This window comes from Parabacteroides sp. AF21-43 (assembly GCF_003635435.1).
GTDB lineage: Bacteria > Bacteroidota > Bacteroidia > Bacteroidales > Tannerellaceae > Parabacteroides > Parabacteroides distasonis.
The window spans coordinates 67,684-80,862 of record NZ_QTMG01000006.1; the positions used below are offsets into that span (position 1 = coordinate 67,684).

Annotated in this window: 11 protein-coding genes; 6 read left to right on the plus strand and 5 right to left on the minus strand. The window is 48.6% G+C overall.

From position 1 onward, the window contains the following. Window positions 1-7: 7 nt before the first annotated feature. The 3 genes from xylA to DWX84_RS06370 are packed head-to-tail and all read right to left on the minus strand — an operon-like array spanning window position 8 to window position 3,609. Window positions 8-1,336, minus strand: coding sequence for a xylose isomerase (xylA, locus tag DWX84_RS06360; RefSeq protein ID WP_121956782.1), 1,329 nt, complete (start codon window positions 1,334-1,336; stop codon window positions 8-10). Between the two features lie 35 nt (window positions 1,337-1,371). Continuing rightward, window positions 1,372-2,856, minus strand: a complete 1,485-nt coding sequence (locus tag DWX84_RS06365) for a xylulokinase (RefSeq protein ID WP_122377450.1) — start codon at window positions 2,854-2,856, stop codon at window positions 1,372-1,374. A 12-nt stretch (window positions 2,857-2,868) separates the two neighbouring features. Continuing rightward, the gene (locus DWX84_RS06370) at window positions 2,869-3,609 is read right to left on the minus strand and encodes an NUDIX domain-containing protein (protein ID WP_048928412.1); all 741 of its coding nucleotides are present in this window, start codon (window positions 3,607-3,609) and stop codon (window positions 2,869-2,871) included. Between the two features lie 240 nt (window positions 3,610-3,849). On the opposite strand from DWX84_RS06370, the gene DWX84_RS06375 reads away from it, so the two are divergent. Together DWX84_RS06375 and DWX84_RS06380 are read left to right on the plus strand one after the other, a co-directional pair. Further along, complete coding sequence (locus tag DWX84_RS06375) at window positions 3,850-5,670, plus strand: TrkH family potassium uptake protein (RefSeq protein WP_048928411.1); 1,821 nt, start codon at window positions 3,850-3,852, stop codon at window positions 5,668-5,670. Between the two features lie 12 nt (window positions 5,671-5,682). Further along, window positions 5,683-6,369 (plus strand): TrkA family potassium uptake protein, encoded by a 687-nt coding sequence (locus tag DWX84_RS06380; RefSeq protein ID WP_048928410.1) that lies wholly within the window; start codon window positions 5,683-5,685, stop codon window positions 6,367-6,369. A 69-nt stretch (window positions 6,370-6,438) separates the two neighbouring features. Here DWX84_RS06380 and DWX84_RS06385 read toward each other — a convergent pair whose 3' ends face one another. Both DWX84_RS06385 and DWX84_RS06390 read right to left on the minus strand, forming a co-directional pair. Next, entirely contained in the window at window positions 6,439-7,320 is an 882-nt protein-coding gene (locus DWX84_RS06385; RefSeq protein ID WP_048928409.1) for an aldose 1-epimerase family protein, read from the minus strand. Next, window positions 7,320-8,099 carry a hypothetical protein gene (locus tag DWX84_RS06390; RefSeq protein WP_048928408.1) on the minus strand — a complete coding sequence of 260 codons (780 nt, stop codon included), beginning with the start codon at window positions 8,097-8,099 and terminating at the stop codon, window positions 7,320-7,322. The genes DWX84_RS06385 and DWX84_RS06390 overlap by 1 nt, the downstream gene beginning before the upstream one ends. A 237-nt stretch (window positions 8,100-8,336) precedes the next feature. On the opposite strand from DWX84_RS06390, the gene DWX84_RS06395 reads away from it, so the two are divergent. The 4 genes from DWX84_RS06395 to DWX84_RS06410 are packed head-to-tail and all read left to right on the plus strand — an operon-like array spanning window position 8,337 to window position 13,139. Next, window positions 8,337-9,269, plus strand: a complete 933-nt coding sequence (locus tag DWX84_RS06395; protein WP_005862822.1) for a DUF362 domain-containing protein — start codon at window positions 8,337-8,339, stop codon at window positions 9,267-9,269. 6 nt (window positions 9,270-9,275) lie between these two features. Further along, entirely contained in the window at window positions 9,276-10,874 is a 1,599-nt protein-coding gene (locus DWX84_RS06400; RefSeq protein WP_048928407.1) for a 4Fe-4S dicluster domain-containing protein, read from the plus strand. Between the two features lie 36 nt (window positions 10,875-10,910). Continuing rightward, window positions 10,911-12,041 (plus strand): tRNA guanosine(34) transglycosylase Tgt, encoded by a 1,131-nt coding sequence (tgt, locus tag DWX84_RS06405; RefSeq protein ID WP_005857473.1) that lies wholly within the window; start codon window positions 10,911-10,913, stop codon window positions 12,039-12,041. Between the two features lie 12 nt (window positions 12,042-12,053). After that, window positions 12,054-13,139: an LptF/LptG family permease gene (locus DWX84_RS06410; protein WP_005857475.1), complete on the plus strand. Its 1,086-nt coding sequence runs from the start codon at window positions 12,054-12,056 to the stop codon at window positions 13,137-13,139. The last annotated feature ends 40 nt before the right edge of the window (window positions 13,140-13,179 follow it).

The following is a 13,179-nucleotide window of genomic DNA, read 5'->3' on the forward strand; positions in this document are numbered from 1 at the left end:
CAATTATTTAGATATGCAGATTTACAATCATCTCGTATAATTCCTGCTTACCGCTGATCTGTTTCGGCTCGCCGTCACGCAAAGCGATCGTACGAAGATCTTCCAGCGTAAGCTTGCCATCCTCGAATGCCTTGCCCTCGCCGGCATCGAAACTAGCGTAACGCTCGGCACGCATCTTGCGGTAGTCTGAGTTCTCAAGGATATCGGCGGCGATCATCAAGGCACGGGCGAAAGCGTCCATACCACCGATATGAGCGATGAAGATGTCCTCCAAGTCCGTAGAATTACGGCGGGTCTTGGCGTCGAAGTTCGTACCTCCGGTAGTTAGGCCACCTCCCTCAAGGATAACCAGCCAAGCCTGTGCCAGCTCATAGATATCCATCGGGAATTGATCCGTATCCCAACCATTCTGGTAATCGCCACGGTTCGCGTCGATACTGCACAACATGCCGGCGTCGGCGGCGGCTTGCAACTCATGCTCGAATGTATGTCCGGCCAAGGTAGCGTGGTTCACCTCGATATTCAAGGCGAAATCCTTGTCCAATCCATAATGGCGAAGGAAACCGATCACGGTCTCCGAATCCACGTCATATTGATGTTTCGTCGGTTCCATCGGTTTCGGCTCGATCAGGAACGTACCCTTGAAACCGTTCTTACGGCCATAATCACGGGCCATCGTCAACATCATGGCTAAATGATCCTTCTCTCGTTTCATGTTCGTGTTCAATAGGCTCATATAACCCTCACGGCCGCCCCAGAATACATAGTTCTCGCCCCCTAAAGCGATACAAGCGTCGATAGCGTTCTTGATCTGCGTGCCAGCGCATGCCACGGTCGGGAAATAAGGGTTCGTAGCGGCGCCGTTCATATAACGCTTATTGCTGAAGACGTTCGCGGTAGACCATAGAAGCTTCTTTCCGGTAGCGGCTTGATGCTCCTTGGCATGTTCCACCATCGTCTGCAAACGTTTCTCGAACTCGCCCAGCGTAGGAGCCTCGTCCACCACGTCCACGTCGTGGAAGCAATAGTAAGGAATATTACATTTGGTCATAAACTCGAAAGCGGCGTCCATCTTGTACTTCGCACGGGTGATAGCGTCCGTGCTGTCATTCCAAGGGAATGATTTTGTTCCACCACCAAACTGATCACCTCCCTCAGCACATAAGGTATGCCAATAAGCCATAGCGAAGCGCAAATGATCCTTTAGTGTTTTACCCATAACTACCTTATCCGCGTCATAATAATGAAATGCCAACGGATTTTTTGACTCACGTCCCTCAAACTGAATCTGTCCGATTCCCGGGAAAAATTCTTTCTCTCCTTTAAAGTAACTCATAATAATATATATTAAAAATGTAAATAATTCAGCCGTTAAATAGATTGTTCCAAGCGTTCTTTCCACGTCTCGAACGCCCCGCAATAAGCATTCGCCTTGAAACCGTCCGGCTCGATCACGTTGATCTTCTTCAAGGAAGCGAACGCTTCTTCCGCATTCTTGTAGATACCGGCACCAATACCGGCACCCTTGGCCGCGCCTACCGCGCCATTCGTATCATACAGTTCGATCACCGTACCCGTCACGCCCGCCAAGGCATCCCGGAAGATCGGGCTTAAGAACAAGTTCGCGTTCCCCGCACGGATTACCTGAATATCGATCCCCATCTCATTCATGATATCCATACCGTATTTAAAGGCGAACACGATACCTTCTTGCGCCGCCCTAGCCATATGGGCCTTGGTATGTATGTTGAAGTTCAATCCATGCACCGAGCAATCGATCTGCTTATTCTGCAACATACGCTCCGCCCCGTTTCCGAACGGCAAGATCGAAAGACCATCGCAGCCGATGGGAACCGTAGCCGCCAAATCATTCAACTCATTATAGTTGATGCCTTCCGGCGCTATATTCCGTTTGATCCAAGAATTAAGGATACCGACCCCGTTGATGCACAACAAGACACCCAAGCGGGTCTGCTCCGTCGTATGGTTCACGTGGGCGAACGTATTCACACGGGAAAGCGTATCGTAATTCACCTTGCCGTTCACACCATACACCACTCCGGAAGTCCCGCCGGTAGCCGCTATCTCACCCGGATTCAATACATTCAATGATAAAGCGTTATTCGGTTGGTCACCCGCACGATAGGTAACCGGCGTACCTTTCTTCAGTCCCAACTCGGCCGCGACCGAGGCGGTAACCTCGCCCTGCAAACCGAACGTCGGACGGATATCGGCGATCAGATCCTTACTGAATCCATAATAATTCATCAAATCCTCCGATAAGGCATTATTCTTGAAGTCCCAGAAAATCCCCTCCGACAAACCGGAAACCGTAGTCACGATATCCCCCGTCAGACGCATAGCGATGAAATCTCCCGGCAACATGATCTTATGGATACGGTCGTAGATATCCGGCTCGTACTCCTTGATCCAAGCCAGCTTAGAAGCGGTAAAATTACCCAGCGAGTTCAATAGGTGGGAAAGGCATCGCTTCTCGCCTATATTCTTAAACGCACGCTCACCATAAGGAACGGCACGGCTATCGCACCAGATAATAGATGGACGAAGCACCTCCATCTTCTTGTCCACCACCACCAAGCCATGCATCTGGTACGAGATACCGATCGCCTTGATATCCTCGCCTTTCACCTTCGCCTTGCTCATGGCACCTTTCATAGCGATCTTCACGTACGACCACCAATCCTCCGGATTTTGCTCCGCCCACCCCGGACGCAACGCCTTGATCGGGGCCTCTTCTTTGGGATAAAAATCCGCACCTATTGTTAACCCGGTCTCCTCATCGACGATAGAGACCTTGATGGAAGAACTTCCAATATCACATCCTAACAGACACATAATCGTATGGTTTTATATCTTATTAAACTTCGAACGTTGTTGATTATATTTCACCTTATCAAACCGATAATACCGGGCGGCACGATGGGCGACCCCATCTTGCATATCGTCCGTGGGCACCACGTAATCCAAGGAATTCATCTTCTTATGAAAATTGCGCACGTCCATCTCACGGTTATAGATCACCTCGTACGTGCGCCTAAGCTGGAACGCCGTGAACTTCATCGGCATATAGTCGAAAATGATGGCGGGCTCCTTCTCTACCCAATTACGGATCTCCTGTATGGCAGCCTCGATAATCTCTTTATGATCGAATGGCAAGCGAGGAAGCTCGTCGATAGGGCACCAACGGATCGACTCGGATTTATCGGCCGGACACGTCTTCCTGCTATTCTTGCACAAGGCGAGATAAGCGACCGTGATCAACCGTCCGATCTTCACCTTGGAAGTCGCCTCCAGCCACATCACGTCCAACCGGTTCGAGGTACGGGCGGGGGAACCGAAACAACGGAATTGTTTCAATTGGACACGCTTCAAGCCGGTCGAATCATTCAGTATCCGATAGGCGGCGTCATCTAAATCCTCGTTCTCATAGATCAAGCTGCCGGGTAATTTATAGCCAATCAACTCGCCTTCCTCACTTTTTCGCTCCGCCAACAGCACGGTGAGCTTGTCATCATTGATGCCGAGAAGAACACAGTCTACGGAAACATAAGGGGACAGCATCTCTCTATTCTCGTTTTGTGTATCCATGATATCAGTAATTAGATTTGCGCAAATATAAGTATTTTTCTAAACAAAGCAATTACAAAAGGTCTTTTTTGCATCTCCTAATTGATTATTTTTCTGATATTTCAGTATCGTACATCATACAATATGCTATACAACACATAATGTAAGTAAAACAATTAGTATGAGAACAAATAATGAAGGCGCTTTCACGTACCTCTAACTTTTATTTCCTACATTTGTTATATTTATAAAACATCGGACATGAATCTAAAAAACATATACTTCTCTTGGCTGATTTATTGGGGTAAAATGAAGGGATTATTGAACGGGATAGCGGAAGCGATTATCCTACTCGCCTCCTTAGCCTCTTTCTTCGTATTGATCTACCAATTCGGCTTTGTACAGACACCCGATTCCGTCCATATCCTAGAGCGCTCCCGCCCATTCATCCTGCTAGCTTTTTTCACGGGCATAACACTCCGGTACGTGGTGAGGTTCCAAGAAATCATACAGGAGAAAATGTTGTATCTCGATATCAGCATCTATTTCCTTTTATTCGCCGTATTATCCAGCAAGATATTTTTCAAGGATGCCATAGCGCACTCTTTGCCTTATTTGTCTTTCCTTACGAAACCTCTCTTCGTATATGTCTTATTATTGCTGCTTAGCACGATTCACTTATCCCGGCAGACGTTCACGCTGATGCAGACACGGATCAAGCCCTCGTTGCTTTTCTTGCTCAGTTTCGTGTTCGTGATATTGGTCGGGGCCGGGTTGCTATCGTTGCCGAACGCCACTACGCACCGGATTCCGTTTATCGACGCTTTGTTTATCTCCACGACCTCGGTATGCGTAACCGGACTAACCACCGTCGACGTAGCCACTAGTTTCACGCATATCGGGCATATTATCATCATGATTTTAATACAGATCGGCGGTATCGGGGTCATGACATTTACCTCTTTCTTCGCCCTCTCCTTCATGGGAAAATCCTCTTTTACGAGCAAGATGATGCTGAAAGATATGTTGAACGAGGATCGGACGGGAGGGTTGTTCCGGGTCATCTTAAACATTCTTTTCGTGACCTTGTTTATCGAGGGGATCGGCGCCTATTTTATTTATATGGACGTACGGGGAAGCCTGCCGGGAGGTACGCAGCAGGAATTATTCTACGCAATGTTTCATGCCGTGTCCGCTTTTTGTAACGCAGGGATCTCTACCTTGAGCGGCAATATGTACGATCCGTTAGTGGCGGATAAGTACAACCTCCATTTCTGGATAGCCATGCTGATTATATTCGGAGGCTTGGGCTTCCCGATCGTCTTCAATTACCTGAAACTCTTGCATCACTTGCTGATGAATGGTATCAAGATATTGATCGGTAAGCAAAAGCATTATATCCATACGCCCCGTATTATTAATGTACATACGTACATTGTTGTTATATCTACCTTGATCCTGTTAATTACCGGAACGGCTTTCTACCTCTTTTTCGAGTATGACAATACCTTGGGCGACCTTCCCCTGCGGGGGAAACTGGCAAATGCGTTCTTAGGCGCCGTCACGCCTAGAACGGCAGGATTCAACGTAGCGGATATGGCTACATTGGCCCCTCCGACCTTAATGCTGACGTTGATCCTTATGGTAATCGGAGCCGCCCCTATGTCCACCGGCGGCGGATTGAAAGTGACCACCGTTTTCGTAGCTCTGGTTACGACCTTGAACGCCGCACGTGAGAAAGATAAAGTGGAAGTGAGAAAACGGGAGATCGCCCCATTCGCCATCCGCCGGGCATTCGCTATCATCATGATGTACTTCATGTGGGTGGCGATCGCTACGTGGGTATTATCCTATACGGAAAAAGGGGCGCCGCTGTTCTCCCTATTGTTCGAGGTTGTTTCCGCCTTGAGTACCGTAGGCTTGAGCATCGATTATACCCCTCACCTCACCCCTATCGGGAAAATCATCATTATCAGCACGATGCTGGTCGGACGTATCGGGGTATTGGCCTTCCTCGTAAGTTTCTGCAAGGAATACACGAAAAAGAACTACACATATCCACAAGAAAATATATTAATGTAAAAATAAGATAGCATGAAATATTTAGTAATCGGATTAGGGAATTTAGGACGTGCGATAGCGAAAGACTTGACACGTGTCGGCAATGAGGTGATCGGCGTAGACATGAATCTGCATCGTGTCGATATGCTGAAGAACGACATAGCGGGGGCGGTCGCCTTGGACTCTACGGACAAAGAGGCATTGAGCACCCTGCCATTGAGTGAGATGGATGCCATTATCGTAACATTCGGTAAGGATTTCGGGACTTCCGTTCAGACCGTCGCTTTATTGAAAAGTCTGGATGCGGGCAAACTGATCGTGCGGGCGATCTCCTCGATCCATGAGACGGTGATCCGTGCGATCGGGGTAAGCGAGATTATTACCCCGGAAAAGGATTTCTCTACGATGTACACCTCCCAAGCCTCTTTAGGCGGCCTGTTCCGGCATTGGTATAAAGTAACCGACACGGAACATCTCTATAAGATCAAGACACCGGCCACTCTTGTCGGGCAAACCATCAAGAACATCGATTTCGAGGAGAATTTCGGCATCCATCTGGTAGCGATCGAACGTCCTTACGAGAAAAAGAACCTGATCGGGCTCACACAGACAGAATACAAGGTTATCAGCCGTATCACCGAGGAATTGATGATCGAGACGGATGATCTGCTGATCTTATTCGGAAAGATGGAGCTATTGAATAAAATAGCCAACATCTAAAACAAAACATAGGCAGACGATCACGATATAATCAGCGTCGTCTGCCTACGGCAAATATCAACGAAGCGATCAAGCCCCCGCTATCTCTATCGTATAGGAGGCATCGAAGACCTCTCCCGGTTCCAAATGCCATACCCAATCCCGGTCTTTATACTCACCCGTATAATCCACCCGGTCGCAACGCCCATACCAAGGTTCGATACAGACAAACGGAGCGTTTCTCGTAGGCGGAGACCATAAGCCTACCACCGGAGCCGTAAAGGTTAGCGAAAGGTACGGATGTTTCTCCACATCCAATAAGTCCACCCGCTTAATCTGGCTGTCCTCCAAGATAAACGTATCGATATCGAACGTATGGATATTCAACGGCAGCAACCCGTCCGCATCCAAAGGTACCGGACGAACCACGTCCCCTACGCACCCTTTCTCCACCAGCGCACGGTATACGAGCTCTTTTTTCACATCGAAAGCGAAATACCCCCGATCCGGTTGATCCACCTCATAATTCGGGTACAGGAAAGCCGGATGAGCGCCGATCTGGAAATGCATCGTCTTATCTCCCGTATTCTTCACACGCCAAAGCACCTCCACCTTATTGCCCTCCAAACGATACCCGATCTCCAGAAGGAAAGGGAACGGATAGGCTCTCAGCGTGTCCGGGGTACTTTCCAGTGCGAAACGCAACTCGTTCTCCGCCTCATCGATCAACGTAAAATCCATATCCCGTGCAAAGCCGTGCTGCGACAGCGGATACACGGTTCCCTCGTTCCGATACTCGGCCTTCCATACGCTCCCGACGATCGGGAACAATACCGGGGAATGACGTTTCCAGAAAGCGGGGTCCGCTTGCCAGAGATACTCCTTTCCCGTAGCGTTCGCCACGATACTACTCAACTCCGCTCCATGTTCGGAGACACGGATCGTTAGTTCTTGATTTGATACTGTCTTCATTATGATAAGTTTAGTAATTGTTCGGCGGGAAGTCCCTTGCTTTTCAAGAAACCGTTCAAAGTCCCGAATAATAAGGGCTGCCGCCGGAAATCTTCCAGATAAACCCGTTTCAGGCAGTCTACCGGCATCGATACCGGAACGTATGGGATCAAGTTTCCATGCTCATAACGATAGAGCACCTCGTCCGTAGCTTGCAGCGAGGCCAACCGCCATTCCTTATCCCCCACCGAGGAAGGCTGCTTCACCTCCAGACAGGCGTTACACAGCATCGAGAAAAAGCGGGAATCAGGCGTAAAGCCCGTGTGCTCCTCATCAAAAAAGAAGGTATCGTATTCCTTTTCCAATTGTGCCGTAAAATGGTTCAAGATAGGCTCCTTCTCATACTTGCAGGACAACAGGGAATAATTCTCGAACAGGCAAAGCTCGCCCAACGACTGATAGTCCAGCTCAAGGACCAGAGAAGGCTCGGCAGAGCGGGCCGGCTCACCGGGTTTCTCATACAAAGGGATCACGTACATGCCTATCTCCGGCCCCACCAGCATCCGGCTGTCCTGTCTGAAAAAGGGCATCGCCTTCTTGCTCTTTTCCACAGGTATCCCTTTGCGTTCCTCATACAAGCCGATAGACTCCCTAAGCAAGGAAAGCCCATACTCGATCTCCTCTTGCGGCACGATATGCATCAACCCCTTCGCCGGAAGCGTGAAAAAGGAATCAGGCCCCGAGGTAGTCCGAAAGCTTTCGACAAAAGCGTTCAATGATACTCTACAATATAAAACCATACAATCTGTTTTTTGCCTCGCAAGGTAGAAAAATATTATCAGAACCGATATGCCTTCCGACAAGAATTTATCTTATTACGCAAGATCACTGCAACCCGGGTTGCAGTAAAAAGCAGTTCTACTTTGTAAAAGGAGTTGACTCGCATATCAAAATAATCATTATCTTTGTTCGGAATAACAAGCGAGTAAAAAAAGACCGTACCGTAAATCAAGTATAAACCAATATAGTATACAATTATGAAACGTCGTGATTTTTTAAAGACCAGTGTCATCGCTAGCGCGGCTCTATCCTTAAATTTTGAAGGTCTGCAAGCGGCCCTTTCCACGAACACCGTAGCCGTAGAGAAGGCTCCCGATATGGTAGCCGTTATGGGTGGAGAGCCGGAGGTGATGCTAGATAAAGCCTTGGAAGCCCTTGGCGGTATCGGAAACTTCGTAAAGAAAGGACAAAAGATCGTAATCAAGCCGAATATCGGTTGGGACCGCTCTCCTGAATTGGCCGGTAATACGAACCCCAAATTAGTGAAAGCCTTGGTCAAGAAATGCTTGGAGGCCGGCGCCTCTAAAGTGACCGTATTCGACCACACCTGCGATAACTGGCAGAAATGCTATGAGACGAGCGGGATCGCCGAGGCCGTAAAAGAGGCCGGAGGTATCATCATGCCTGCCAACGATGAGAAATATTTTAAGGAAGTATCCATTCCGGGTGGCGTGAACCTGAAAAGCGCCAAGATCCATGAGGCCCTGATCGAGGCGGACGCATGGATCAACGTCCCCGTATTGAAGAACCATGGTGGGGCGAAGATGACTTGCGCCATGAAGAACTATATGGGAATCGTATGGGATCGCCGTTTCTTCCATCAAAATGATTTGCAACAATGTATCGCCGATATTTGCACTTGGCAAAAGAAACCGGTATTGAACATCGTGGACGCTTATCGCATCATGCACCAAAACGGCCCGCAAGGAAAGAGCGCGGCCGATGTGGCTACCTTGAAATCCTTGATCGCCTCCACCAATATCGTCGCTATAGACACCGCCGCCCTTCGCCTGTTCAACCAAGTGAAGAAGCTGGATATGGCCGCCGTAGGTCATATCGGTAAAGGCGAGGCTTTAAAGCTGGGTACAACGAATCTGGATAATGTCACGATCAAACGTATTAAGATATAATCGAGGATGAAGAAGCCTAATTACTTAAAAGGATTGCGGGTCGTACTCGCGATCCTCATTTTCGTACCCATACTTTTATTCTTCGTTGATTTCGCCGATGTATTGCCGGACAACCTGCACACGTTGTTGCATCTCCAGATCATGCCCGCTATTTTAGGGGGAATGGCGGGGTTGGTAGTCTTCCAATTCGTATTGGCTTTATTGTTCGGCCGGATCTATTGCTCGGTTATTTGCCCGGCGGGCGTATTGCAAGATATTATCAACCGGGTTTTCTGTATCGGAAAGAAGAAAAAGAAAGGAGTACGCAGGTTCAGCTATCATAAGCCCATGAATATCTTACGGTACTCTATTCTCGGGCTTACATTCGTACTGGCTGTTTTCGGGATGATCGAATTATGTACGTTGCTAGATCCGTACAGTAACTTCGGCCGTATAGCGAACAACCTGTTCCGTCCGGTCGTCATGTGGGTCAATAACCTGCTGGCCGACGGATTGGCACGGATGGATAACTATACGCTTTATCACGTCACGATTAGCAACGTGACGGTATTCGGCGTGATATCCGCTTTGGTTGCGCTACTCGTATTCATCATCATGGTCGTATTCCGGGGAAGGTTGTTCTGCAATACGCTTTGCCCGGTAGGAACGCTGTTGAGCCTGATCTCCCGGTATTCGTTTTTCCGGATCTCCTTTGACAAAGAAGCCTGTACGCATTGTGGTAATTGCGAGCATACTTGTAAGGCGGAGGCGATCGACAGCAAGAACCTCACCGTAGATACCTCCCGTTGCGTAGATTGCTTCAACTGCGTATCCTCGTGCGCTAAAGGAGGATTGCAATATCGTTTCAAGCCTTCCTTCAAGAAAGAAGCCGAAACAGCTCGCATACAAACGGACGTGATCCAACAGGCTACCGCTCCGAACAGCCGCCGTACATTTCTCTCGGCAGGGGCTACCGTCGCGGTCTCCCTCCCGATCGTATCCACCATTGCCCAAGGAATTGAAAAAGGGCATGGCAAAGGGCAGCACGGGCAAGGTAAGCACGGCAAGAAATGGCCCCCTATCGTACCGCCGGGAGCGATCAGCTTAGAGCGTTTCAAGGATGTATGTACCGGATGCCAGATTTGCGTGACCCAATGCCCGAGTCATGTACTACGTCCCACGGGACTGGAGTACGGCTTTGATTATATGTTGAAACCCCGTATCGCTTACATCGACAGTTATTGCAACTACGAATGCACGGTCTGCTCGGAGGTTTGCCCCACGCACGCTATAAAGCCGCTTACCAAGGAAGAGAAAGCGACTACGCAAGTGGGCATCGCCACCTTCTTCATCAACCGCTGTATCGTAAAGACGGAGGGGACGGACTGCGGGGCCTGCTCGGAACACTGCCCTACCCAAGCCGTGCATATGGTTCCTTACGAGGGCACGCTTACCATCCCGCAAGTAAACCCCGATCTTTGCATCGGTTGTGGCGGCTGCGAATCGATCTGTCCCGTACGCCCGATGAGAGCGATCATCATCAAGGCAAACGAGGTACACAAGTTCGTGGAGAAGCCCAAAGAGGAAGAGGTGAAAAAGGTAGAAATAGATGACTTCGGATTCTAAGAGAAAAATGCTACCTTTGTCACAAATTTTTGATACATGACATTTGAATTACAGTATAACGATACGAAATCGAACGCTAGGGCGGGCTTGATTACCACCGATCACGGGGTAATCGAGACGCCTATTTTTATGCCCGTGGGTACGCAAGGTACGGTAAAGGGTGTACATATGACCGAGCTAAAGGAAGATACCAAAGCACAAATCATCTTGGGGAATACGTACCATCTGTATCTTCGTCCCGGTATCCAGATCTTGGAGCAGGCCGGAGGCTTGCATAAGTTTAATACATGGGATCGCCCGATATTGACCGATAGCGGGGGGTTTCAGGTATTCTCCCTTTCCGACAATCGTAAGCTGCATGAAGAGGGAGCCGAGTTCCGCTCGCATCTCGACGGCTCCAAGCATATGTTCACGCCGGAGAAGGTGATGGATATCGAACGCTCTATCGGTGCGGATATCATCATGGCCTTCGATGAGTGTTGCCCGGGAGATGCCGACTACAATTACGCCAAGCAATCACTGGGTCTAACCGAGCGTTGGCTGGATCGTTGTTTCGCCCGCTTCAACAGCACGGAGCCGAAATACGGCTACCGGCAAAGTCTCTTCCCGATCGTACAGGGATGCGTCTATACAGACTTGCGGCAGAGGGCGGCGGAGAACGTGGCCCGAAAAGGCGCCGATGGAAACGCTATCGGGGGACTGGCCGTTGGTGAGCCTACCGATAAGATGTATGAGATGATCGAGGTCGTAAACGATATCTTACCGAAAGATAAACCTCGTTACTTGATGGGCGTAGGTACCCCGATCAATCTGCTGGAAGGGATCGAACGGGGCATCGATATGTTCGACTGTATCATGCCGACCCGTAACGGACGCAACGGCCAACTCTTCACCCGCTTCGGTACTATCAATATGCGTAACAAGAAATGGGAGAACGATTTCTCGCCGGTCGATCCGGACGGACATTCCTACGTGGATACCTTATATAGCAAGGCTTATCTGCACCACTTAATCAAGGCGAAAGAAATGCTTGGCTTACAGATCGCTTCTATCCATAACCTCGCTTTCTACCTATGGCTGGTGAAAGAAGCGAGGGCACACATCATCGCTGGCGATTTTACTACATGGAAAAGTGGTATGGTCCGTCAATTAGCGAACCGGTTATAAAAAACGAGACAGATGAAATTTAAACTAAAACGGATCGATTGGTATATCATTAAGCAGTTTCTGGGCACGTACGTGTTCGCTATCGCCTTGATTATCTCTATCTCCGTCGTTTTCGATATAAACGAGAAGATCGATAAGTTCTTGAATCCGGATGTCCCCTTGAAGGCGATCATCGTGGATTATTACTTGAACTTTATCCCCTATTTCGCCAATTTGTTCAGTCCGTTGTTCACATTTATCGCCGTGATCTTTTTCACGTCGAAGCTAGCGGATCGTTCGGAGATCATAGCGATGCTTGCCAGCGGTATGAGTTTCCGTAGGTTAATGCTTCCTTATGCGGTCTCGGCTACGATTATCGCTATCGTGACGTTTATCCTGAACGCTTACATCATTCCCCCGGCGAATGAGACTCGTATCGATTTCCAGAACAAATATATCCGTAACAAGAAGGTGGATTACGTAAAGAACGCCCAATTGGAGATCGAGCCGGGTGTTATCGCTTATTTCGATAGCTATGACGCTCGCTCGAACATGGGATACCGTTTCTCTTTGGAGCATTTCGAGGATAAGAAATTGATCTCCCGCCTGACCGCCAAGTCGATCAAATACGACTCGCTTTATCAATGGACCGTTATCGATTATATGATCCGTGATTTCGATGGCATGCGGGAACATATTTCCCAAGGCTCCCGTAAGGATACGACCTTGACCATCGTGCCCTCGGACTTCCTGATTTCCGTGAATGATTGCGAGACGATGACAACGCCCGAACTGAATACGTATATCAACCGGCAGAAAAAAAGAGGTATCGGGAATATACAGACCTTCCAGATCGAGTATCATAAGCGCTTCGCCACGATTATGGCGGCGTTTATCTTGACTTCTATCGGAGCGTCGTTGTCTTCCCGAAAAATAAAGGGAGGTATGGGTATGAATATTGGTATCGGATTGGCGTTGAGTTTTTCTTACATCCTGTTTATGACGGTTACTTCCACCTTCGCTATTAATGGTTATGTGAGTCCTGCCGTAGCGGCCTGGATACCGAATATAGTTTATACATTTATAGCGATATTCTTATATCAGAAAGCACCAAGGTAATTGATTAACTCCTATATTGGTATAACTCTGCCAAATTTCA